Below are 23721 nucleotides of genomic sequence, written 5' to 3'. Positions count from 1 at the left end.
GGAAACGACCTGCTCAGGGATCGATTGCCCGGCGTCGGGGTGTGGTTTTCCGCAGTAAGGTCGGCGGCCGTCCTCATGGTTCCGGCGATCGCCGATCCCGAGCGAGGTGATCCTCCCGCGACCACCGGGCGCCTGCCTGGCAGCTGAACGCGGCGACCGGCTGCCGCGAACGGTCAGCCGACTACTCGGGTCCAGGGCTTGCAGCCGCTCGTCTGGAAGAGGCCGCCGGGGGTGATGGTCACGACGAGCTGGCCCTGGGCGAACTCGTTGGCGATCGTGCTGGCCGAGGCGCCGTCGGCGGAGCGGGAGCGTTCCCAGTAGCAGAAGTCGGTGTTGCCGGTGGAACGGTAGGTGCCGGGCACGAAGTCGGCGCCTACGAAGAAGACGCCGTTGCCGGGGATCGTGGTCTTCTTCGACTTCGCGGTCATGGCGGCCGTGGTGACGCGGGTCCACGGTTGGCAACCGCTGGTCTTGAAGACCTTGTCGGTCGGCTTGACGTAGACGAGCCGCTGGCCGCCGCCGATGTCGTTGGCGATGATGCTGCTCATCGAACCGCTGGCGTTGGTGGCCCGCTGCCAGTAACAGGAATCGTTGCCCGGCGACCGGTAGACCCCGGCGTTGAAGTCCTTGCCGACCAGGAACGTGCCCGCTCCGGGGATCGTGTTCTTGGGCGCCGCCAACGCGGGCCCGCCGGCCAGGGCCACGCCCGCGACGGAGGCGGCCACGACACCCCAGACCTGGGCGCGCCGGAGAAGAGCAGTCATCAGATCCCTCGAAGTCGAGACGAGTGGGCCGTTCCCCCGCAGTATGTCCCGGTCATATAACTCACAAACTACCAAATCGTCCGGATCCACCTCTCGCCGTCAACGTTTGCCCGATCGGCCGACACCACCCGTGGAACACACCGAGCCGGGACGCCGCCCGGAATCCGAGACGGAGAGTTGCGTTTGAGCGGGGCGGGGAGGCGTACAACTGGGGAATGAACTTGATCGTGGTTTCGGGGGCCTCCGGGCGCCTGGGAGGACGGGTGGCCCGGCGGCTCGAACGGCCGATGCGGCTGCTGGTCCGGAATGCGGCGCGGGCTCCCGAAGTGGCCGGCGCCGAGGTGGCTGTGGCCGAATATCGCGACGGCGCGGCTGTGCGGCGGGCGCTGGAGGGGGCTTCGACCGTGCTGATGGTGTCGGCGGCCGAGACGCCCGACCGGGTCGCCGAGCATCGCAGCTTCGTCGACGCGGCGGTCGCGGCCGGCGTGGAGCATCTGGTCTACACGTCGTTCATGGGCGCGGCGCCCGAGGCGACCTTCACCCTCGCGCGCGATCATTGGGCCACCGAGCAGCACATCCGCGCGAGCGGGCCGGCCTTCACATTCCTGCGCGACAACCTGTATGCCGACTTCCTGCCGATGATGGTGGGTGACGACGGGGTGATCCGCGGCCCGGCCGGTTCGGGCCGAGCCGCGGTGGTGGCGCAGGACGACATCGCCGACGCGCTGGTGGCGGTGCTGCGCGAGCCGGGCCCGCACGCCGGGCAGACCTACGACCTGACCGGGCCGGCCGCGCTGAGCCTGGCCGAGGTGGCCGAGACGATCAGCGCGGCCACCGGGCGGAAGGTGCGCTTCGAGAACGAGAGCCTTCCCGAGGCGTACGCGTCCCGCGCCTCCTACGGCGCCCCGCAGTGGCAGCTCGACGCGTGGGTGAGCACCTACACCGCCATCGCCGCGGGCGAGCTCGAGGCCGTGAGCGACGCCCTCCCCCGCCTCACCGGCCGCCCGGCCACCACCCTGGCCGACCTGCTCAGCCGCTGACCGGTCATCTACAGTCCCGGCCACGGCCTGTGCTGCGCCGGGATTTGACCGCGGCGTTACGCATCGGGCGCTCGGTGCATCGCCCACGCCGTAAGCCCACGCCCCGCTCCACACGGTCACCCTTCCCGCCCACTCGAAACGCTCGCTGACCTGGGACCAAGACGCACAATCAGGTGGGCGGCTCCGAGACTGCGGCGATCGTGTGCCCGTCTACGTCCGCGACCGTGGTGCAACGACCCCGTGAAACCACCGGCGGGTGGGCTCTAACTCACGGCCTCGAGCGGGCGGATGCCGAGGACCGGGTCGACGCGGTACATGCGGGCCTCGGCCAGGTCGAAATACAGGCCGTTCAGCGTGAGCCGGCCCGCGGCCTCGGCGGCCTGGACGGCGGGATACGTGCGCAGGTTGACCAGCTGCTGGGCGACGTTGGCGGTTACGCAGCCCTCCTCGTCGCCGCAGTTGTCGAACTGGACGCCGGACTGGGACAGCCAGCGGCCCAGCGTGCCGTCGGGGGTGTAGCCGCCGGTCATCAGCGCGTTCACGGCACCGCAGCCGGAGTGGCCGCAGACCGTGATCTCGCTGACCCCGAGCACGTCGACCGCGTATTCGATGCCCGCACCCACCGAGGTGTCGCCGGAGGCGTACGGGGGAACGATGTTGCCCACGTTGCGGATGGTGAACAGGTCGCCCGGTCCGCTGGTCGTGATCAGGTTGGGCACCAGGCGCGAGTCGGCGCAGGTGATGAACAGCTGTTCCGGCTGTTGCCCGTCGCGGGCCAGCCCGGCCAGGTGCGGCTGCACCAACGGTGCCACGCTGCGCTCGAACTCGCGGATCCCGGCCGCCATGGCGTCGCGCCGCTGACGGTCGAGGTCCTGCCACTGGGTCCACGAGCCGAACCGCCTCGGCGTGGCCGTCTTGCCGGCGCCGAGGCGGCCGCTGGTGGCGCGTTGGAACCAGCCCTCGTGCGCCTCGCGGACGGTGACGGTTCCCCCGGCCTTCGTGTACGCCTCCCGCCAGTCGTCGATCACCTGGAAGGCACCGTGGTCGAGGTAGTCGAGATGCAGTTCGACGATGACGGAAGCGCCCGCGGGCAGGCCGGCCAGCGTGCGCCCGACCCGCTGCGACCCGACGAAGGCGAGCGTCCCGCTGATCGTCACCGTCCAGGTCCCGTCGGACGGCGAGTCGGCCCGCACCTCACAGCGCGCGACCCGCCACAGCATCACCAGCACGGCCAGGGCGAGCCCGATCCCGACACCGGTCAGCAGGTCGGTGGCGACGACCCCGACGGCGGTCACCACGTACGTGGGCAGTTCGCGATGCCGCACGTAGGTGCGGATCTGGGCCAGGCTGATCAGCCGCAACCCGACCACGACGAGCACCGCGGCCAGGGCGGCCATCGGGATCATCTCGAGCAGCGGCGCGCACAGCAGCACGAAGAGCGCGATCCACAGGCCGTGCAGGATGGCCGACATGCGGGTCTTGGCCCCGGCCGCCACGTTGGTCGAGCTGCGCACGATCACGCCGGTGATCGGGAGCCCGCCGAGCAGGCCCGAGGTGGTGTTGCCGACGCCCTGGGCGACGAGTTCCCGGTTGAGATCGGCTCGCGGGCCGTCGTGCATACGGTCGACGGCCACGGCCGAGAGCAGGGATTCGACGCTGGCGACGAGAGCGATGGCCAGCACCGCGCCGGCGATCGTGCCGACGCCGGCGTCGGGCCAGCGCGGGAGGGTCAGTTCGCTGAGCGGGTTGGCGGGCAGGTCGACCCGGGGCACGTCGGTGCCGAAGAAGGCCGACACCGCGGTGGTGATGGCGACCGCGGCCAGGGCGGCGGGCAGCAGGGACGTCTTCACGATCCGGGGCCAGAACAGCAGGATCGCGATGGTGAGCAGGCCGAGCAGGGTCGAGTGGCCGTGGTTGCCGATGATCTGGGCGGGCAGGTCGCGCAGGTTCTTCCAGGCCTCGCTCTGGGCGTCGCCGCCGAGCAGCACGTGCACCTGGCTGAGCGCGATGACCAGCCCGATGCCGGCCAGCATGCCGTGCACGACGGCCGGTGAGAGGGCGAGCGCGGCCCGGCCCAGGCGGGCCGCGCCGAGCAGGATCTGGATCAGGCCGGCCATCGCGACGATGGCGGCGGTGGCGGCGAAGCCGTGCGTGGCGATGGTGCCCGCGACGATCACCGTGAGGCCGGCGGCCGGGCCGCTGACCTGCAGCGGTGCGCCGCCGAGGAAGCCCACGACGACACCACCGACGACGGCCGCGATGAGGCCGGACATGAGGGGCGCGCCCGAGGCGGCCGCGATGCCGAGCGAGAGCGGAATGGCGATCAGGAAGACCACGACCGAGGCCGGGACGTCCTGCCGGAATGCCTTCAAGACGGACATTCCGGCAATGTACCGATTCTGGGTTACCCCGCCGTTACGACGCGTGGGACCCCAGGGAAGCCACAGCTAAGAGGCAGCGGGCGTCCAGACGTCTTGGTTAGCCTCGTACATTTCGCGCAGGATGGCCGGCACGTCGTAGGTCAGCTTCCACTCGGGGTAGTGCTGCTCGAACCGGGCCGTCGAGCTGATCCACCACTGGTGGTCGCCGGTGCGGGCCTGGTCGACGTAGTCGGTGCGGGCCTCGAGACCGGTGATCTCGGACGCGATCTGGAACGCCTCGATGTGGCTGCAGTTGGAGAACCGGCCGCCGCCCATGTTGTAGACCTCGGCCACCCGCGGCGCGCGGTAGAACGCCTCGAACGCCGACACCAGGTCGTGGGAGTGGATGGCGTCGCGCACCATTTTTCCCTTGTACCCGTAGATGTGGTAGAGCCGCTGCTCCATCACACAGCGCATCACGTAGGCCAGGAAGCCGTGCAGCTCGGCCGCCGAGTGGCCGGGGCCGGTCAGCGTGCCACCCCGGAACACCGCGGTCGGCATGTCGAAGTAGCGGCCGTACTCCTGGGTCAGCACGTCGGCCGCGACCTTGGAGGCGCCGAACACCGAGTGCAGGGTCTGGTCGATCGACATGTCCTCGTCGATGCCCTCATACCACTGGTGGTCGGCCGGCAGCTCGTACCGGGTGTCCTGCTCGATCAGCGGCAGCCGGTTCGGGGTGTCGCCATAGACCTTGTTGGTCGAGGTGAAGATGAACGGCGCATCTTTACAAAAAGAGCGGGCCGCCTCGAGCATGTTGAGCGTGCCGACCGCGTTCACGTCGAAGTCGGTGAACGGCTCCTTGGCGGCCCAGTCGTGCGAGGGCTGCGCGGCGGCGTGGATGACCAGGCCGACGTTCTTGCCCAGCGAGGCGAAAAGCTTGAGCAGAGCCTCGCGGTCGCGGATGTCGATCTCGTGGTGCGTGTAGCGGGAACCGACCTCCTTGGTCAGGCGGTCCAGGTTCCAGCGGGTGGACCCGTCCTTACCGAAGAAGTAGCTGCGCATGTCGTTGTCGATGCCGACCACGTCCATGCCGAGGCCGGCGAAGTGCCGCACCGACTCGGATCCGATCAGCCCGGCCGAACCGGTCACCACGACGACACTGCTCATCAAACAACCTCCCGGTGAGAGAACGGCCCGAGGTTACAGGGTGTGCGCGACAACGTGGCATACCGCCCGCTGTGTCATCACAGTCATGCTTGGCCCAAGCAGGAAATGGGCACGGAACAGGATCGGTACATGTGATGGCGAGGCTCGCGGGAGTGTCGGGCTAGGGATAGGCGGGTCTCATGACGGAGTCTCTGAGCGTCGCGGCGGGCGACCCCACGGCGGGTAACGAGCTGAACCTCGGCGCCGAGGAGGAACTGCACGTCGTCGACCTGGTGACCCGGGAACTGGTGCCCCGGGCGCAGGAGATCCTGGACCAGTTGAACCCGGAGCATTTCTCGGCCGAGCTGCACCGTTCCGTGGTCGAGACGAACACCCCGGTGGCCGACACGCTGGACGGTCTGCGCGAGGCGATCGTCGACCGCCGGCGCACCGCGATCGGAGTCGCCGAGTCGCTCGGGCTGGGCCTCGTCGCCGCGGGCACGGTCCCGCTGGTCGACCTGGAGTCACTCCCCGTGACGCCGACTTCGCGCTATCGGCGGATGCTGGACGACTACCAGCTGCTGGCCCGGGAACAGCTCATCTGCGGCGCCCAGGTGCACGTCGGCGTCCCCGACCGCGACGAGGCGGTCGCCGTGGCCCAGCGGGTCTCCTCGGCGCTGCCCACCCTGCTCGCGCTGAGCACGAGCTCGCCCTACTGGATGGGTGAGGACTCCGGTTACTCCAGCGTGCGCTCGCTGGTCTGGCTGCGCTGGCCGACCGCGGGCGACCCGGGCGAGCTGAACAGCGCCGCCGACTACGACGAACTGGTCGCCGACCTGCTCGCCTCGGGCACCATCACCGATCCCAAGATGGTCTATTTCGACGTACGCCCGTCGGCCCATCTGCCCACGGTGGAGCTGCGGGTCACCGACTCCAGCCCGGACGTCGACACGGTCGTGCTGCTGGCCGGGCTGTTCCGGGGTCTGGTGCTGCGCGCCCGGCAGGACTACCGCGCGGAGCGGCCGGCCCAGAAGATCAGGCCGCCGCTGCACCGCGCGGCGATGTGGCGCGCGGCCCGGAGCGGGCTGGAAGGCGAACTCATCCACCACAACGCACCGGTGCCGGCCGCCGTGGCCGTCGAGCGGCTGGTCGGCGACCTCCGGCCGCAGCTCGAGGAACTGGGCGACTGGGAGCAGGTGTTCGACCTGTCGGTGCGGGCGCTCAGCCGGGGCAGCTCGGCCGCCCGTCAGCGGCGGGCGATGGCTCGCCGCGGCCGCATCTCCGACGTGGTCGACCTGGTGGTGGCCGACACCCGGGGCGGCGCGACCGGCATCGGCCCCGAGGGCCAGACCGTGCCGGGTGGGCTGTTCCCCTACTCGCGCGCCGGGGACGAGGCTTTCCCCAGCGGGGACGTGGCACCGGCGTACGCGGGAATCCTCAATGTCCTGACCGCGCTGGGCTCGGGTGGCCTGCGTCGCCGTGAGGACGCGCGGGACGACGAACAGCGCCAGCGGGGCATCACGTTCAGCGTCGCGGGCGAGGCGGCCACCCGGCTCTTCCCGTTCGACCTGGTGCCGCGGATCGTGCCCGCCGCCGACTGGGCCTCGCTGCAGGGCGGGCTGGTCCAGCGCGTCCGGGCGCTCGACCGGTTCATCCAGGACGTCTACGGCGAGCGCGAGGTGGTGCGGGACGGCATCGTCCCCGAATGGGTGATCGACGGCTCGCCCGAGCTGCGGCCGAGCGGCGCCCTCGTCTCGCACGAGGGGGTGCGGGCCCAGGTGGCCGGCGTCGACCTGGTGCGCGACACCGACGGTCAATGGTGCGTGCTCGAGGACAACCTGCGCGTCCCGTCCGGCATCGCCTACGCCATGCAGAACCGCCGGCTGACCGAGGCCGTGCTGCCCGAACTGCCCGAGCCGGACGATCTGATCTCGATCGAGCGCACCCCCGAGCTGCTGCGGCGCGCGCTGGTCGAATCGGCCCGTCCGGCCGCCGGCGACGACCCGCGGATCGTGGTGCTCAGCCAGGGTCCGGACGACTCGGCCTGGTTCGAGCACCGGATGCTGGCCGAGGAGATGCGGGTTCCCGTCGTACGCAGTACGGAGCTCTTCGTCGACGAGAGCCGCGTCTATCGGCTGCGTGACGGCAAGCGCTACCCGGTCGACGTCATCTATCTGCGGATGGGCGAGGACAGCCTGGTCCACTCCCCCGGCGCCGACGGCATGCCGCTGGGACCGAGCCTGGTCACCGCCCTGCACGCCGACACGGTGGTGCTGGCCAACGCGCTCGGCAACGGCATCGGCGACGACAAGGCCGTGTACGCGTACGTGCCCAAGCTGATCGAGTACTACCTGGGTGAGAAGCCGCTGCTGGCCGACGTGCCGACCTACCTCTGCGGCATCCCGGAGCAGCGGGCCGAGGTGCTCGACCGGCTCGACCAGCTGGTCTGCAAGCCGGTGGACGGTTACGGCGGCGATCGCATCGTGATCGGTCCCCATGCGTCCGATCAAGACCTTTCCGCCGTACGCCGGCAGATCCGCACCGCTCCCCACCGGTGGGTCGCGCAGGAGGTCGTCGCGCTCTCGACGCACCCGGTGTTCGACGGTCACCAGCTCGCGCCCCGGCACGTCGACCTGCGCGCCTTCGTGTTCACCGGCTCCGAGTCGGTGGTCGCCCCGGCCGCGCTCACGAGGGTCGCCCCGGCCGGCTCGATGATCGTCAACTCGTCGCGCGGCGGCGGTTCGAAGGACACCTGGTTGCTGGGGTGACACCGGCGTTACGGCTCCTTCACAGAAGCGAAACCGACAACAGGGAGGTTCATCAACTATGTGCGGAATCGCGGGCGAGCTGCGGTACGACGGCCACTTGGCGGACGAGGAAGCGGTCCGCCGGATGCTGCCGTGCCTGGAGTCGCGCGGTCCCGACGGTGAGGGCCTCTGGGCACGCGGCCCGGTGGCCCTCGGTCACCGCCGGCTGAAGATCATCGACCTGTCCGAGGCCGGGCAGCAGCCGATGATCGACGAGGAGCTGGGCCTGTCGCTGGTCTTCAACGGCTGCATCTACAACTACAAGCAGCTGCGCGACGAGCTCCGGGGCTACGGCTACACGTTCTTCTCGACCTCGGACACCGAGGTGATCATCAAGGCGTACCACCGCTGGGGTGCCGACTGTGTGCAGCACTTCCTCGGCATGTTCGCCTTCGCGATCGTCGAGCACCACACCGGCACGGTGATGCTGGCCCGCGACCGCCTCGGCATCAAGCCGCTCTATCTGGCCGAGTCGCCGGGCCGGCTGCGCTTCGCGTCGACCCTGCCCGCGCTGCTGGCCGCGGGCGACGTGGACAAGTCGATCGACAAGGTCGCGCTGCAGCACTACATGACGTTTCACTCGGTGGTGCCGGCGCCGCGCACGATCATCAACGGCGTCCGGAAGCTTCCCCCGGCCACCGTACGGATCATCCGGACCGACGGCACCGCGACCGACCGGGTCTACTGGGAGGCGTCGCACACCCGCCGCCCGGACATCGCCGACGCCGAGTGGCCCGAACTGATCCACGAGAAGCTCAAGATCGCCGTCGAGCGGCGCATGGTCGCCGACGTGCCGGTGGGTGTGCTGCTCTCGGGTGGCATCGACTCCAGCTACATCGTGGCGCTGCTGGCCGAGCAGGGGCAGAAGGGCCTCACCACGTTCAGCATCGGGTTCGAGGCGGGCGGCGGCGAGCAGGGCGACGAGTTCGCCTACTCGGACATCGTGGCCAAACAGTTCGACACCACGCACCACCAGATCCGGATCGGCCGGGACAGGTTCCTCCCGGCGGTGGACCGCACGGTCGCCGCGATGAGTGAACCGATGGTCTCGCACGACTGCATCGCGTTCAACCTGCTCAGCGAGGACGTGTCGAAGTCGGTCAAGGTCGTACAATCGGGTCAGGGCGCGGACGAGATCCTGGCCGGCTACAGCTGGTACCCGCCGTTGGCCGGGGTGCCCTACGGCGAGGCTGTGGATGCGTACGGGAAAGAATTCTTCGATCGTCCCCACAGCAAGCTGGCTCAGCAGCTCAACGCCGAGTGGCTGATCGACGCGGACGTCAGCCGGGAGTTCGTCGCGGCGAGTTTCGGCCGGCCCGGCGCCGACACCGCGGTGGACGCGGCGTTGCGGCTCGACTCCCAGGTGATGCTGGTCGACGATCCGGTCAAACGGGTCGACAACATGACTATGGCGTGGGGCCTCGAGGCTCGCGTACCGTTCCTCGATCATGAGTTGGTGGAACTGGCCGCGGCCTGCCCGCCCGCTCTGAAACTGGCGCACGGCGGCAAGGGGGTGCTGAAGGAGGCGGCCCGGGGTGTCGTGCCCGACGAGGTGATCGACCGCACCAAGGGATATTTCCCGGTTCCGGGCATTCGGCACCTCGAGGGAACGATGCTCGAGAAGGTCCGCGACGCGCTGTCGGCCCCGGCCGCACGCGAGCGGGGGTTGTTCCGGCCGGAGTACGTGGACTTCCTGCTGGCCGACCCGAACACGCCGCGCACCACGCTCGGCGCCAACCAGCTGTGGCAACTCGCCCTGCTGGAGATGTGGTTGCAGGACAAAGGCATCTAGATATCGAGGGAGGAACCGTATGACCGGTCAGCTCAACCGTGTCGACGTCACCGTATTGCCCCTGGGCTGGACGACGATAGATACGGGTTCCTTCCCCTCGGAAGTCTCCGGAAGCTGGTCGCCGGCGCTCTCGCCGGACGGCCGGCACGCCGCGTACGTCTCCGACCGCAGCGGCCGCCCGCAGGTGTGGGTGCAGCCGGTCGGCAGCGACCTGAAGTTCCTGGTCGACACGGGCGACGCGCCGGTCGCCGAGGTGCAGTGGTCGACCGGCGGCGGCTGGCTGGCCTGCCTGACCGCTCCCGGCGGCGCGCCGCGGCACGAGGTGTGGCTGGTCCGGCCGGACGGCTCCGAACTGCACCAGGTGGCCGGGTTCGGGTCCGACACGGCCGACAACATGCGCTGGCTGCCCGGCCGGTCGCTGCTCGCCCTGACCGAGAACCTGACGACGGCCCTCACCGTCGACCCGGTCACCGGCGACCGCACGGTGGTGGCTTCCGGCGAGCTCGTCTCCCTGCTCGACGTCTCCTCCGACGGCACGCAGGCGCTGCTGCGGTTCGGGCCGCGCGGCGACCGCTGGGTCGTCCTGCGCGACCTGAGCACCGGCGACGACACGTTCGTCACCCGGGGCGAACAGGCCGTCTTCGCCGGGGACACCATCTGTGCCCGCAGCGAGAGCGACGAACTGCCCCAGCTGATCCGGCTGGTCAAGGGCGAACTCGAGCTGCTGGCCTGGTCGGACCGCGACGAGGTGGAGACCTTCGCGGTCACGGCGGACGGGCGTACGGCCGCGGTGTTGTGGAACGTGCACGGCGGCGAGTCGCGCGTGGACCTGATCGACCTCGACGCCGGAACCTCCCAGCCGCTGACCCCGCAGCCGGGCCGGGTGATCAGCGGCCTGTCCTGGTGCTTCGACGGCTCGACGCTGGCCTTCACGGCCGAGGCGCCGGGCCAGCCGCACGGCGTCTGGGTGTCCTCGGCCGAGGGTGTACGTCCCGTCTCGGCCTTCCCGGCCGCACCCGACGCGGTCGTCCCCACACTCGAGACGTTCACCGCCCACGACGGCCTCACCCTGACCGGCTGGCTGTTCCGCCCGGCCGGCGACGGGCCGCACCCGGTCGTGCTGTGGTTCCACGGCGGCCCCGAGGCCCAGGAACGTCCCGGCCACGGCGTGCTCTTCCAGGCCCTGGTGGCGCGCGGAATCGCGGTGTTCGCCCCGAACGTACGCGGCTCGTCCGGCTTCGGGCGCAGCTTCGTCAACGCCGACAATCTCGCGTTGCGCTACGACGCGATCGAGGACGTGCGTTCCTGCGTACGCTTCCTGCAGTCGTCCTTCGACGTCACCCGGGTCGGCATCATGGGCCGCTCGTACGGCGGATACCTGACGCTGGCCGCGCTGACCACGTTCCCCGACATGTTCGCGGTCGGCATCGACGTGTGCGGCATGTCCAACTTCGCCACGTTCTACGAGCACACCGAGCCGTGGATCGCCGCCGCCGCGGTCTCCAAATACGGCGACCCTCTCGAGGATCGCGAGCTGCTGGCCGACCTGTCCCCGATCACCCGGATCGACCGCTTGCGCACGCCGCTGATGATCGTGCACGGCGAGAACGACAGCAACGTGCCGGTGATCGAGGCCGAGCAGGTGGTGAACGCCCTGGCGGCCCGGGGCGTACCGCACCGCTACCTGCTGTTCCCCAACGAGGGCCACGAGCTGCTGCACCGCTCGTCGCGAGCCGACTACCTCCGCGAAACCGTCGACTGGCTGACCACCCACCTGCAGCCGCAGACCGCCTGACCAGAACTGTTCGCCGGCGGATCGCGGCTGTGCTGTACAAATCGTTGCATGCGCACGCGGGCAACGACCGCCGTCCTCGGAGTCCTGGGTGTCGCCGCCTTGGGCGTGGCGACCAATGTGGCCACCTCGGCCCTGCCGGACGGCTGGCAGCCGTATCTCTGGGTGGCCTGGCCGCTGATGGCCGTGCTCGTGCTGGCGGTCGTCATCCTGGAGGTCCGCCGGCAACGGGACAGCGCACCCGACGTTCCCACGACCGGGGCGCAGTCCCGAGCCGTGCTCCTCGAACGGATGCACCGCTACTGGATCCAGGGCGTGCTCGAACGCTCCTTCCATCAGCAGGCGCGCATCGAGCTCGGGCTGGAGACCACGGTGGATGCCCCACATCCATGGCAGGTGCTGGCGGCCGAGCCGGAGGGTGAGCCGCGGCCGGTACCACCCGGGACAGCGATGCGGACGGTGTTCAAGGATCTCGACCGCACCATGCTCGTGCTGGGCGCTCCCGGTTCCGGTAAGACGACCATGATGCTGGAACTGCTCCGAGACCTCCTGGCGGACGCCGCCCACCGTCCGGACGGGGAGAATCACGCCCTGGTGATCCTGCCCGTGATGCTCAACCTGTCTTCCTGGACGCAACGCAAGGAGCAGTTGACCGAGTGGATCATCGCCGAGGTGTCCGAGCGGTATCAGGTGCCGAGCCGGCACGTTCGGGGCTGGCTGGAGGCGGGTGAGCTCACGCTCCTGCTGGACGGCTTGGACGAGGTGGCCGAGGCGCATCGTGAGTCGTGTGTCGACGCCATCAACGAGTTCCGTCGCGACCACGGCACCACGGCCATCGTGGTCGGCTGTCGAAGCGCCGACTACGAGGAACTCCACGGACGGCTGAAGCTGTACGGAACGCTGCGCCTGCAGCCGCTGACACCGGATCAGGTGAACGACTTCCTTCATCGGATCGGACCCGGTGCGGCCGACGCCCGAGCCGCGCTGGCCGGTGATCAGGAGTTACGTGAACTGGTGGTTTCGCCACTCATGCTCAGCGTGCTGACCTTGGCTTTTCCGGGCGACGGCGCACACGGCGAGTCGATCGGCGACGGACCGGGCGACGCCAAGACCCGGCTGTTCCACGCCTTTGTGGTCGCCATGCTCCAGCGCTATCCCATCGCGACCCTGTCCGGACACGCGTTGCTCAGCAGCCTGGTCACCCTGGCCGGAAGACTCCGGGCGAACTCGCAGACGATCTTCACGATCGATGTGATCGACAAATACTGGCTTCCGTTCGGGGAGCGAAAGCCGCTACGAGTGGCGAGTTGGACCTGCGCCGCCCTGGGCATTCTGGTTCTCGGTCCGACCGGTTATGCACTGCTCGGCGGGGCCGGCCTCCTCATCGGCGTCCTTGCCGGGTTGTGCTTCGCTCTTCCGGTAAATGAGCGCCTGGAGACGTGGTCCCTGCAGTACTTCCAGAACCGCTGGTTGAACCGAAGGGAGAAACTCGATCCGTGGGAGTGGGTGTTTCCCTTCTCCGCACTTGTGCTGGGCTTTATCGACAGCCCCGGAACCCTGGTGGTCGCCGGGATCATCGGCCTGACCGCCGCGGCCCTGATCGGTCTCCCGTCCGGATCGGCGGCGGCCTTGGGCGTCGCCGTCAGTGTCACGGTCGCGGTGGTCGCGACCGCCTGGGTCAGCTACTCGTATTCCCACACACTGGGGCAGCTGAAAGCGCGTGCGGGGGAGACCGAGCTGCCCAGCCCCAAGCTCTGGGCCGCGCTGAGGATCGCGCCGCTGGTCGCGGTGGTCATCGGATTGCTCGGGGCCGGCGTCGCCTGGTTGCCGATCGCCCTGGTGACCGATCTGGATCCGGGCCGATTCGCGTTGTTCGCCGGGGTCGGTGGTTTCACCTACGCCCTGACCTGCCTGGGCTTCTACGCGGCAGTCGAACAGGCGATGATCCGGCGGGTGTTGCGCGACCACGGCCTTTTCGTGCTGCCCGGCCTACCGGCTCTGGAACATGCCACCCGGTGCCTCTTCCTGCACCGGGTCGGCGGCGGCTATCTGTTCACCCACCAGTCGCTGCTCGATTTCTTCGACGACCTGAACGGCCCGAACAAATCGTCCCGGCTCGAGCTGCTGGCCGCCCGGAGCGAACGCCGGTCCTGACCCTCGGGTCAACCGGTGACGTAGTCGTCCAGCAGCCGATAGAGCGTGCGGTCGGAGACCGTGGTGGCGATCGTGTCGCCGGTGCCCAGCGGGATCACGTTCGGGCACCGGACCACGTCGCCGGTCACCTCGCGCTTCACCAGTTCACGGTGGGTGGCCACCTCATAGACCGCCACAGTGAAGACGCCGCGCTTCAGGGCGACCTGGTCGCATTTCTTGACCTGGGTTCCGGTCTTGTCCAGGGTCACGCAGGCGACCAGTTGTGACTTGGCGGGCTGCGAGGGCATCCACGCCTCGCGGGTTTTCGCCCTGAGTGTGGGCGGGACGTCCAGGGCGGCCTTCACCCTGTGCGTCGTGTCGGAGGACTGGTCCCGGACGGCGATGCTGATCTGATGCGGTGCCCGGCCGTCGTAGCGAGGGGAATCGGGGTAGAACCAGCCCTCACACACTCTTGCCAGGTCGTCTGACGCCCGTACGGGGAAAGAACTTGCCTTGGGTTTGGTGTTGTCAGCTTTCGGAGCGCCTGGCTGGGCCGAGACGAAGCTGCCGACCGGCCCGGCCGGATCGCCGCCGCCGACCACCGTGAAGATCGCGGCGCCCAGGACGGCCACCGCGGCGACCGCCACCACCCACGGGTTCTTCAGGATGACGCGGAGCGCCGGCCACCGCGCGGTCCCCTCCCGCTGCGGTGCCGGCGCTCCGGTATCAGACATCCGCGCACCATATCGATGCCGGACGCTCCTTGCCTAGAACGGGCTCAGCGTGATCCCGGCCAGGCGCGGGTCGCCACTGTGGACCAGCGACTCCTGGGCCTGCACGTCGTCGAAGGCGAACGCGTACGCCCGGCCGTCGACCATGTTGTCGTGGATGACCTTGCCGTACACGTTGGGGGTGTCACCCTGGTAGAAGTCGGCCGCCGTGCCGCTCGGCTGCACGTCGAGGCGGTCCAGCGTGTTGCGGGTGAGCGCGGCGCACAGCGTACGGGCGATGGGACCCACGACCAGGTCGTTCGGGGCGCCGAGGGCGCCGTCGCAACCCCACACGTTCGCGGTGGACGGCTTGTTGAACGAGGCCACCGTCTTGCCGCTGGTGTCGGTGAAGTTCATGACGTTGCCCGAGGTGCGGCCGAAGAACTTCGTGTCCGGCCGGTCGCCGAACGGCACCACGGTCAGGTTCTTGTTCGTGTACGCGTTCCACGACTTCGTGATGTACGAGTCGAGGTAGGTCGGGTTCATCAGACCGGCGTCGGCTGCCTTGCCCGGCGCCAGCACCCGCAGCACCGTGCCGTCGCCCCGGGTGACCACGCTCTTGGCGAAGTCGGGCGCGGCCTTGATCGCGTCGATGACCCGCTGACGACCGCCCGGCTTGACCGCACCGGTCGTGAGCGTCCTGCCGTCGCCGCCGGTCACGCTGACCGCGTGCGGCACCGCGAACATGTCCACCTGCGAGCTGTTGATGAACAGGCCACCGTCGTTGAGGGTGAACTCGCTCCAGTCGAACAGGATGTCCCGGTTCGGGTCGGCCCCGGCCCACGGCGCGGGCTGCACGAGCCCGTCGTTGGTCAGCCGGAAGTCGAGCTTCTGCCCGAACGACATGTACAGGCGGCCGGACAGGTTCTTCGGCATCTTGATGGTGACGCTGGACCCGTTGGCCGGGCCGGGGATCGAAACATCCGGCGCCGGTACGGGCGTGGAGGCGCCCCCGGTCCAGTCGGTGAACGCGCCGGCCGCGTTGACGTAGCCGAGCTTGCCGGTGTTCAGGTTGGTGCCGAGCATGTAGAGGAAGACGTTCTCGCCGCGGCCGGTGTCGTTGGTGACCTTGACCGGGAGGATGTCGCTCTTCGGCGGCACGTCTTCCTTGGGCTCACTCGTCGGCTCGGCCGGCTTGGTCGTGGCCGGGGGTGCCTGCGTCGTCGGGGCCGCCGTCGGAGCCTGAGTCGTCGGCGCCACGGTCGGCGGCGTCGTCGGAATGACCTCGCCGTTGCCCTCGCAGGGCATGCCGTTGAGCTTGCAGTTGGCCGGCTTACCGCCCGACCCGACAAACCCGAACGTGACGCTGGCGTCCACCCCGAGGCTGCCGTTCCAGTCCCGGTTGGAGAACGTCAGGTGGCTGCCCGCGACTTTCAGGTTGGTGTCCCAGAAACTACCGATCGCACCTCCGGCCGGCAGATCGAACTCCACCTTCCACGACGACATCGCATCGGCGCCGGTGTTCTTGATCGTCACCTCGCTCTGCCACCCCGAGCCCCAGTCCGAGACCGTACGCAGAGTGGCCGTGGGCGCCGCCGCCGAGGCCGGCAGAGCAAGCCAGGTAGTGGCCCCCACCAGCACCGCAGCCGCGGTGGAGAGGACAATCGTGCGCTTGTGACGCAACGTTCTTCTGTGACGCATCGTGGAACCGGCCTCCGTAGTAAGCGGACCGGATCATCCTCGGCAGCACCGCATTAAACGCACCTTAAAGATCATCCCGAACGCCCTTAATCCCCGCCCGCATTGCCCCATCGCGCCCCGGCCGCAGACGATGAACGGCCCGGCACGAGGCCGGGCCGTTCATGCGGTGCGTGAGGTCAGCCGCGGCGCCACTTCTGGTTGGCTCCGCCGGTGCACTCCCAGAGGATCAGGACTGCGCCGTCGTTGGCGTTCCACGCGTCGATGTCGAGGCACTTGTTGGCCTGGGGGTTGACCAGGTCACCGGCGCTGCTGAGCACCCACTGCTGGGCGGGATTGCCGCTGCAGTTGACGATCTGGATTACTGCTCCGTTGGCCGTTGAGCCCCACGCCACGTCCAGGCACTTGTTGTTCGACGTCTGCAAGGTGCCGTTCACGAAGTTCCACTTCTGCGCGGCCGTGTTGTTGCAGTTCCACATCTGCACCCGTACGCCGTCGGAGAAGTTGCTGTTGGGCACGTCCAGGCACTTGTTGTTCAGGCTGCTGATCACCGACGATCCGGTGCCACCGCCGCCGGTGGTGGTCAGCGACAAGCCGTACGTCTGCAGGATCTCGTTGACCGGCTGGAACCACATGGTGCCGCCGCTCGAGCAGTTGCCGGTGCCGCCGGACGTGACGCCCTGGGCCTGGTTGCCGGAGATCCAGGAGCCGCCCGAGTCGCCGGGCTCGGCGCAGGCGTTGCTGCGGGACAGGCCCGAGACGGCGCCCTGCGAATAGTTGATCGTCTCGTTGCGGCCGAGCAGGGTGCCGCAGCGCCAGCCCGTGGTGCGGCCGGAGCGGCAGATCGAGCTGCCGATCGCGGCGTCCTGCGAACCGGCGACCGTCACGTTGCCGCCGGCGTAGTTGTTGACCCACGGCTGTGAGGTCCAGTTGCCGTTCGTACGGACCCAGGCGTAGTCGTTGCCGGGGAAGGACGAGCCGGCGAAGTTACCGCTCGACACGTTGTTGTAGCCGAGGGTCGGGCTGCCGGTGCCGCCGCAGTGGCCCGCGGTCACGAAACCGCCGGCCACCGAGAAGCCGACCGAGCACAGGGTGTTGCCGTTGATCACGTACTGGTCGCCGCCGCGGGTGTCGTACATCGTGCGGGGCTGCTCGGCCTGCGTGACCACGGTGACGTCGGCGCCGCCGAAATCACGTGCCGCCTGGGTGAAGCCGGGGGCGGCCATGACGACGACCCGGTTGTTGGGGGTGTCGACGTACCAACCGCGGACAGCTGACGGCGCCGATTTGGCCTTTTTGTCGAGCCGGGTGCGGGTGGCCGTCAGCGCCGAATCGCTACGAGCGACGACACGAGCGTCGGCGCCCTCCGCCCGTACGGAAGCCGCAGCTGAAGCGGACGTGACCGCAACCGTCAGTCGAGAGCTGCCCGCCGGGATCCAGGCGCCGGCGAAGGACGTGCCCAACGACGCACGAAGGCGCTTCTCGATCACCGGGGCGGCCGCCTCGGTGCGCAGCCGGGTCGCGATCTGGGCGTCGGTGAGCTTGAGGTCACGACGCATGGCGCTGAGCATGCCGGCGTCGAGGCCGGTCGACGGGGAGGGAGTGGGGGCGGCCTGTGCGGGGATCGGATTGAGGGTGGCGACGGTGACCGCCGCCGCGGTGATGGCCAGCAATCGTAGGCGCATGGGGATCCTCTCGGAGCGCCGGGGAAAACCGGGGATAAATCGGAGACTGTCTATCTCTGACAACGCTGTCAAGAAACAAGAAGGAAACCTGCCCGTACGAACCAGGTGTGCTCGGTCGCCTGCCCTCGCCGATCCGGCGCCGAACGTGCAAGGCTGTCTTCTTGAACTACGAGAACGGGCGGTAATCCGGCATGGGCATGGTCAAGGTCGTCGGCCTGGTGCTGCACCCCCGGCGCGACTGCGGATCGGCCATCGACGCGATCGTCGACTGGGCCGAGCGCCGCAACGTCAAGGTGCTCGGGCTGCACGACGAGATCGACCGGATCGACTGCGAGGCGGTCGCGGTCACCGCCGAAGAGATGGTCGAGCGGGCCGGCCTGCTGGTCAGCCTGGGCGGCGACGGCACGATGCTGCGCACGATGCGGATGGCCGAGGGCCGCAAGACCCCGGTGCTGGGCGTCAACGTGGGCCGGCTCGGCTTCCTGGCCGAGGTCGACCTGCCCGACCTGCCGGCCGCGCTCACGGCGATCGACGAGCACAAGTTCACCATCGAGTCGCGCCTGGCCGTCCGCACGACGCTGCCCGACGGCAAAGATGTGTCCGCCTTCAACGACATCGCGCTGGTGCGGGTGCCGGGCGACGGGCTGGCCGCGGTCGGCATCTGCCTCGAGGGCAAGAACTTCGTGAGCTACGCGGCCGACGCGGTCATCGTGGCCACCCCGACCGGCTCGACGGCGTACAGCTTCTCGGCCGGCGGCCCGATCGTCTCGCCCAACGTCGAGGGCCTGATCGTCACCGCCTCGGCCGCCCACTCGTCGTTCAACCGCCCGCTCATGCTGGCCCTGCAGGAGCGGCTCGACCTCGACGTGCTGCCGGCCAGCGGCCGGCTCGCGATCGAGGTCGACGGGATCATCGAGGGCTACGCGGGCCCGGGCGACCAGCTCTCGATCGAGCCGATCCCGTCCGCCGCCCAGGTGATCCGGCTCGGCCGCACCAGCTTCTACGAACGGGCCCGACGTAAGCTTCGGGTCGAGGGCAGCGCCCAGGTCGGCGTGCCCGACGCGGCCGACGCGGTCGTGGTCGACGCCTTCGAGCGGCAGCGCTACGAGCTGCTGCTCGGCGGCGAGGTCGCCGGGGTGCTGCACTACCGCCGCCACGGCGACAAGATCGAGCTGTTGCACACCGAGATCGAGCAGTCCTTCTCGGGCCGGGGCCTGGCGGGCCGTCTCGCCTCGGCCGCGCTCGAGGATGCCCGCGGCCGCGCCACCCCGGTCGTCCCGTCCTGTCCCTTCGTCATCGGATATCTGGACCGACACCCCGAATTCGCCGACCTGTTGGCCACCCCGACTGCGGATAGCTGAGGTAACTGCCATGGGCCACCCCGCGATCCTGACCGTCGACGACGACCCCGCGGTCTCCCGGGCGATCGCCCGCGACCTGCGCCGTCGTTACGGCGACCAGTACCGCATCGTGCGCGCCTCGTCGGCCTCCGAGGCCCTCGAAGCGCTCAAAGAGCTCAAACTGCGCGGCGGCCGTGTCGCCGTCATCCTCGCCGACTACCGGATGCCGCAGGTCAACGGCATCGAGTTCCTCGAGCAGGCGATGGACCTGTTCCCCAACGCGCGGCGGGCACTGCTGACCGCGTACGCCGACACGGACGCCGCGATCCAGGCGATCAACGTGGTCGACGTCGACCACTACCTGCTCAAGCCCTGGGATCCGCCGGAGGAGAAGCTCTATCCGGTGATCGACGCCCTGCTCGACGCCTGGCAGGCCACCGGCGACCGCGAGATGGAGGACATCCGCGTCGTCGGGCACCGGTGGAGCGAGCCGTCGTTCCAGATCCGCGACTTCCTGGCCCGCAACCTGGTGCCCTACAAGTGGCTCGGCGCCGACGAGTCGGAGGGGCGCCGGCTGCTCGAGGCGGCCGGGGTCGGTCCCGAGTCGGTCCCGCTGGTGGTGACCGCCGACGGGCGCGCGCTGACCCAGCCGACCACGTCCGAGGTGGCCGAGGCGGTCGGGCTCTCGATCACGCCCGACCGTGACTTCTACGACCTGATCATCGTGGGCGGCGGACCGGCCGGGCTCGGCGCGGCCGTCTACGGCGCCTCCGAGGGCCTCAAGACGCTGCTGGTCGAGCGCCGTGCGGTCGGCGGCCAGGCCGGGCAGAGCTCGCGCATCGAAAACTATCTCGGCTTCCCCGACGGCATCTCGGGCGCTCAGCTGACCGACCGGGCCCGCCGCCAGGCCGGCAAGTTCTCCGCCGAGGTGCTGACCACCCGCGACGTCACCGGCCTGCGGCAGGACGGCTCGGCCCGCACCCTGACCTTCGCCGACGGCGGCGAGATCTCGGCCCACTCGATCGTGCTGGCCACCGGGGTCGCCTACCGCCCGCTGGTCGCCGACGGCGTGCCCGAGCTGACCGGGTCGGGCATCTACTACGGCTCGGCCTCGACCGAGGGCCCGTCCTGCGCGGGCAGCGACGTCTACATCGTCGGCGGTGCCAACTCGGCCGGTCAGGCGGCGCTCTTCTTCAGCCGGTACGCCCGGAGTGTCACCCTGCTGGTACGGGGCGACTCGCTCGAGGCGTCGATGTCGTACTACCTCATCCAGCAGCTCAACGCGGTCGACAACATCAACGTCCGGACGCGCTGCGAGGTCATCGGCGCCCAGGGCGACGGGCACCTCCAGGCGATCACGATCTGTGACAGCAAAGAGGGGCTGAGCACCACCGTCGAGTGCGGCTACCTCTTCGTCTTCATCGGCGCCGAGCCGCGTACGGACTGGTTGGGCACGGCCGTCGCCCGGGACGAGCGGGGCTTCGTCTACACCGGGCCGGATCTGCTCTCAAATGGCACCCGTCCGAAGGGATGGGATCGGGACCGCGATCCGTTCTACCTGGAGTGCAGTGTTCCCGGCATCTTCGCGGCCGGCGACGTCCGGGCCAACTCGGTGAAACGGGTGGCCTCGGCGGTCGGCGAAGGCGCGATGGCCGTCACGCTGGTCCATCGTTACCTGGAGGCGCAGTAAAGCCATGACCGACACTAGCGACGAGGTCCGGCTCGTCCCCTGCGAGCCGGGACAGCTCACCAACGACGAGCTACGCACGCTGTTCCTGTTCGAGAAGCTGACCGACGACCAGCTCACCTGGATCTCGGAGCACGGCTGCACGATGCACATGCCGGCCGGCGGCGTGGTGATCCGCGAGGGTGACCCGGCCGACCAGTTCTTCGTGCTGCTGACCGGCACCATCGAGCTCACCCGCCGGGTCGGCCAGGACGAGGTCCGCACCAACCGCACCGAGCAGCGCGGCGTCTACATGGGCGCCACCAACGCCTACCTGCGAGACGACGGCGTCCCCCGGAAGTACATGGCCACCCTGCGCGCCCTGGACGACAGCGACTTCTTCGTCATCTCGGCCACCGACTTCGGCTCGATGATGCGCGAGTGGTTCCCGATGGCCATCCACCTGCTCGAGGGCCTGACCATCGGCATGCGCAACACCCAGGCCGCGGTCAGCGAGCGGCAGCGGCTCACCGCGCTCGGCGCGCTCTCGGCCGGCCTGATGCACGAGCTGAACAACCCGGCCGCGGCCGCCTCGCGGGCCACCGCGGCGCTCCGCCAGCGGGTCGCCGGCATGCGGCACAAGCTGGCCATGCTGGCCGCCGGCAAGGTCGACCCGGCCAAGCTGGTGGCGCTGGTCGAGCTTCAGGAAGACGTGATCGAGCGGGCCGCCAAGGCCAAGCCGCTCACGGCCATGGAGACGGCCGACCGCGAGGACGAGCTCGGCGACTGGATGGACGAACGCCAGGTCACCGGTGGGTGGGACCTGGCTCCGGTCTTCGCCCAGGGCGGCATCGACATCGAGTGCCTGACCCTGATCGAGGAACGGGTCGGCAGCCGCGAGCTGCTCGATCAGGCCATCCACTGGATCGGCTACGCGCTCGAGACCGAGCAGCTGATGACCGACATCGAGGACGCCACCGGCCGGGTGTCGTCGCTGGTGTCCGCGGCCAAGCAGTACTCGCAGATGGACCGGGCCGCGCACCAGTGGATCGACGTGCACGGCGGGCTCGACAGCACGCTGGTCATGCTCAACCACAAGATCGGCAACGGGGTCAAGATCGTCAAGGATTACGACCGTACGCTGCCGCAGGTCCCGGCCCACCCGGCCGAGCTCAACCAGGTGTGGACCAACCTGATCGACAATGCCGTGCAGGCCATGAAGGGCGCCGGCACCCTGACCATCAAGACCTACCGCGAGGACGACCACGTGGTGGTCTCGGTCGGCGACAGTGGTCCGGGCGTGCCCGAGGATCTCAAGAAGCGCGTCTTCGAGCCGTTCTTCACGACCAAGCCGGTGGGCGAGGGCACGGGCCTGGGCCTGGACATCTCGTACCGGATCGTGGTCAACGGCCACGGCGGCGACATCAAGCTCGATTCCAAGCCGGGCGACACCAGGTTTCTCGTACGGCTGCCGCTGACCGAGCCGTCGTCGGCCTGATTTGTGGCGGGCGGGTTCTGCACCCGCCCGCCTTCCGTCAGAGAAGACCGCGGACGTACGCGGCCTGACCGGTGTGCTGCGCGTCGTCGTCATAGACGCTGACCAGCCGTACGCCGAGCGTCACCGGCGGATCCCAGTTGTCGTCGACCACCCGGTCGAGATCGGCCTCGCTGAGTCCGGCGATCCAGGCCACCGTACGGTCGTGGACCGCCCGGTAGTACTCGATCAACGCCTCCGCGCTCTCCGGAGCCACCGCCACCACCTCGGCCGCGTCGTGGCCGTAGCCGGTCTCACGGGCGTCCTTCAGCCCGAACCGCGCGGGCCAGTCGCCGGTCGCGTAGACCTGCTCGGCGCCCATCACGTCGGCGACGTGGTCGTCCTGCACCCGGGTGGCGTGCCAGACCAGCCAGCCGATCGAGTTCGCGCCGGGCGCCGGCTGCCACCGGAGCTGCTCCGGGGTGAGCCCGCGCACCGCCGTGTCGACGAGCTCGGGCAGGCGCCCGAAGGCCTCGATCAGTACGTCCTTGGCGTCCATCACTCCCCCTGAGGCTGAACCTGCTGATCCTGCGTCGTGCCCTGATTCTGCTCCCCGGTCGGCGCCTCGGTGGGCGTGGTGCCCTGGTCGGTGCTGCCGGACTGCTCCGGGGCCGTGGTCCCGGTCGGATCGGCGGTCGGGTCGGCCGTCGGCGGGGTCGTCGGGTCCGCGGTCGGCGTGGTGGCCGGATCCGCGGTCTCGGTGGGATCGGCCGTGGGCTCGGTCGAGGCCGACTCGGACGGCGCGGGCGTGCTCTTCGCATCGTCGCCGCTGAACGCGGAGCCGATCGTCGTGGACGAGCTGGTCTTGTGCCCGACCGCGTCCGCCACAGTCTGCTTGCTGATCAGTTCGAACGCCGTCACGCTGCCCATGGCCAGCACGAAGACGACCGCGGCCAGACCCGCTATCCGCCCCCAGCGCATCTTGAGCGGTGTCGCCGGTTCTTCTTGCGAGGGGACCTCGTCCTCGGCGGCGGCCACCGGCGGGGTGCCGATCGCGGCCGGGGCGGTCACGAACGTCGACTTGATCGTCTGGGTGCCGCGGTGGATGAACCTGGTGTACAACTCCGTTCCGACCGAGCCCACGATGCTGGCTACGGCCGCGCCGATCAGAGTGCCGGCGACTCCTAGGAAGGAACCCAGGACGGCCGCGGTGATCGCGGCCAGGGTTCCACCGATGGTCTTGGGGACGTCGATACCGGACCAGATCTTGGCCGGTGCGTGCTCGGTCATGTCCTCCTCTGCCCTTACCTTCCG

The 23721-nt window shown here is 69.5% G+C and carries 16 protein-coding genes; 8 read left to right on the top strand and 8 right to left on the bottom strand.

Features of this window, described 5'->3' with window-relative positions:
- Window positions 1–173: 173 nt before the first annotated feature.
- The gene (locus tag KOI35_RS04410; RefSeq protein ID WP_215784660.1) at window positions 174–764 is read right to left on the bottom strand and encodes an Rv1352/Rv1906c domain-containing protein; all 591 of its coding nucleotides are present in this window, start codon (window positions 762–764) and stop codon (window positions 174–176) included.
- 215 nt (window positions 765–979) lie between these two features.
- Between KOI35_RS04410 and KOI35_RS04405 the strand changes: the two genes are divergently transcribed.
- Window positions 980–1804 carry an SDR family oxidoreductase gene (locus KOI35_RS04405; protein WP_215784659.1) on the top strand — a complete coding sequence of 275 codons (825 nt, stop codon included), beginning with the start codon at window positions 980–982 and terminating at the stop codon, window positions 1802–1804.
- A 263-nt stretch (window positions 1805–2067) separates the two neighbouring features.
- Here KOI35_RS04405 and KOI35_RS04400 read toward each other — a convergent pair whose 3' ends face one another.
- Both KOI35_RS04400 and KOI35_RS04395 read right to left on the bottom strand, forming a co-directional pair.
- The gene (locus tag KOI35_RS04400; protein WP_215784658.1) at window positions 2068–4185 is read right to left on the bottom strand and encodes a SulP family inorganic anion transporter; all 2118 of its coding nucleotides are present in this window, start codon (window positions 4183–4185) and stop codon (window positions 2068–2070) included.
- Between the two features lie 66 nt (window positions 4186–4251).
- Window positions 4252–5331 (bottom strand): NAD-dependent epimerase/dehydratase family protein, encoded by a 1080-nt coding sequence (locus KOI35_RS04395; protein WP_215784657.1) that lies wholly within the window; start codon window positions 5329–5331, stop codon window positions 4252–4254.
- Window positions 5332–5510: 179 nt separating this feature from the next.
- Here KOI35_RS04395 and KOI35_RS04390 point away from each other — a divergent pair, with 179 nt between their 5' ends.
- From KOI35_RS04390 to KOI35_RS04375, 4 genes are read left to right on the top strand one after another with little or no spacing between them, the layout of a single operon-like run.
- Window positions 5511–8078 carry a carboxylate--amine ligase/circularly permuted type 2 ATP-grasp protein gene (locus tag KOI35_RS04390; RefSeq protein WP_215784656.1) on the top strand — a complete coding sequence of 856 codons (2568 nt, stop codon included), beginning with the start codon at window positions 5511–5513 and terminating at the stop codon, window positions 8076–8078.
- A gap of 58 nt (window positions 8079–8136) precedes the next feature.
- Window positions 8137–9909: an N-acetylglutaminylglutamine amidotransferase gene (locus KOI35_RS04385; protein WP_215784655.1), complete on the top strand. Its 1773-nt coding sequence runs from the start codon at window positions 8137–8139 to the stop codon at window positions 9907–9909.
- Between the two features lie 19 nt (window positions 9910–9928).
- A complete protein-coding gene (locus tag KOI35_RS04380; protein ID WP_215784654.1) occupies window positions 9929–11704 on the top strand; it encodes a S9 family peptidase in 1776 nt (591 codons plus the stop codon).
- Window positions 11705–11752: 48 nt separating this feature from the next.
- The gene (locus KOI35_RS04375) at window positions 11753–13855 is read left to right on the top strand and encodes an NACHT domain-containing protein (protein ID WP_215784653.1); all 2103 of its coding nucleotides are present in this window, start codon (window positions 11753–11755) and stop codon (window positions 13853–13855) included.
- Between the two features lie 8 nt (window positions 13856–13863).
- On the opposite strand, the gene KOI35_RS04370 is transcribed toward KOI35_RS04375, so the two are convergent.
- From KOI35_RS04370 to KOI35_RS04360, 3 genes are all read right to left on the bottom strand, one after another.
- Window positions 13864–14568, bottom strand: coding sequence for a hypothetical protein (locus tag KOI35_RS04370; RefSeq protein ID WP_215784652.1), 705 nt, complete (start codon window positions 14566–14568; stop codon window positions 13864–13866).
- A 33-nt stretch (window positions 14569–14601) separates the two neighbouring features.
- The gene (locus KOI35_RS04365) at window positions 14602–16245 is read right to left on the bottom strand and encodes a beta-1,3-glucanase family protein (protein ID WP_215784651.1); all 1644 of its coding nucleotides are present in this window, start codon (window positions 16243–16245) and stop codon (window positions 14602–14604) included.
- 176 nt (window positions 16246–16421) lie between these two features.
- Window positions 16422–17927 (bottom strand): ricin-type beta-trefoil lectin domain protein, encoded by a 1506-nt coding sequence (locus KOI35_RS04360; RefSeq protein WP_215784650.1) that lies wholly within the window; start codon window positions 17925–17927, stop codon window positions 16422–16424.
- A gap of 191 nt (window positions 17928–18118) precedes the next feature.
- On the opposite strand from KOI35_RS04360, the gene KOI35_RS04355 reads away from it, so the two are divergent.
- The 3 genes from KOI35_RS04355 to KOI35_RS04345 are packed head-to-tail and all read left to right on the top strand — an operon-like array spanning window position 18119 to window position 22431.
- Window positions 18119–19288 carry an NAD(+)/NADH kinase gene (locus KOI35_RS04355; protein WP_215784649.1) on the top strand — a complete coding sequence of 390 codons (1170 nt, stop codon included), beginning with the start codon at window positions 18119–18121 and terminating at the stop codon, window positions 19286–19288.
- A 10-nt stretch (window positions 19289–19298) separates the two neighbouring features.
- On the top strand, window positions 19299–20957 hold the full coding sequence (locus KOI35_RS04350) for an NAD(P)/FAD-dependent oxidoreductase (protein WP_215784648.1): 1659 nt from the start codon (window positions 19299–19301) through the stop codon (window positions 20955–20957).
- 4 nt (window positions 20958–20961) lie between these two features.
- Window positions 20962–22431: an ATP-binding protein gene (locus KOI35_RS04345; RefSeq protein WP_215784647.1), complete on the top strand. Its 1470-nt coding sequence runs from the start codon at window positions 20962–20964 to the stop codon at window positions 22429–22431.
- A gap of 37 nt (window positions 22432–22468) precedes the next feature.
- Here KOI35_RS04345 and KOI35_RS04340 read toward each other — a convergent pair whose 3' ends face one another.
- Both KOI35_RS04340 and KOI35_RS04335 read right to left on the bottom strand, forming a co-directional pair.
- Window positions 22469–22966 (bottom strand): mycothiol transferase, encoded by a 498-nt coding sequence (locus tag KOI35_RS04340; RefSeq protein ID WP_215784646.1) that lies wholly within the window; start codon window positions 22964–22966, stop codon window positions 22469–22471.
- The gene (locus KOI35_RS04335; RefSeq protein ID WP_215784645.1) at window positions 22966–23697 is read right to left on the bottom strand and encodes a hypothetical protein; all 732 of its coding nucleotides are present in this window, start codon (window positions 23695–23697) and stop codon (window positions 22966–22968) included. Before KOI35_RS04335 ends, KOI35_RS04340 begins: the two co-directional genes overlap by 1 nt.
- Between the last annotated feature and the right edge of the window lie 24 nt (window positions 23698–23721).

It is taken from the genome of Paractinoplanes bogorensis, from assembly GCF_018829635.1.
GTDB lineage: Bacteria > Actinomycetota > Actinomycetes > Mycobacteriales > Micromonosporaceae > Actinoplanes > Actinoplanes bogorensis.
The sequence above is the reverse complement of the archived record's forward strand: the minus strand, read 5'-3'. Positions and strand labels throughout refer to the sequence as shown.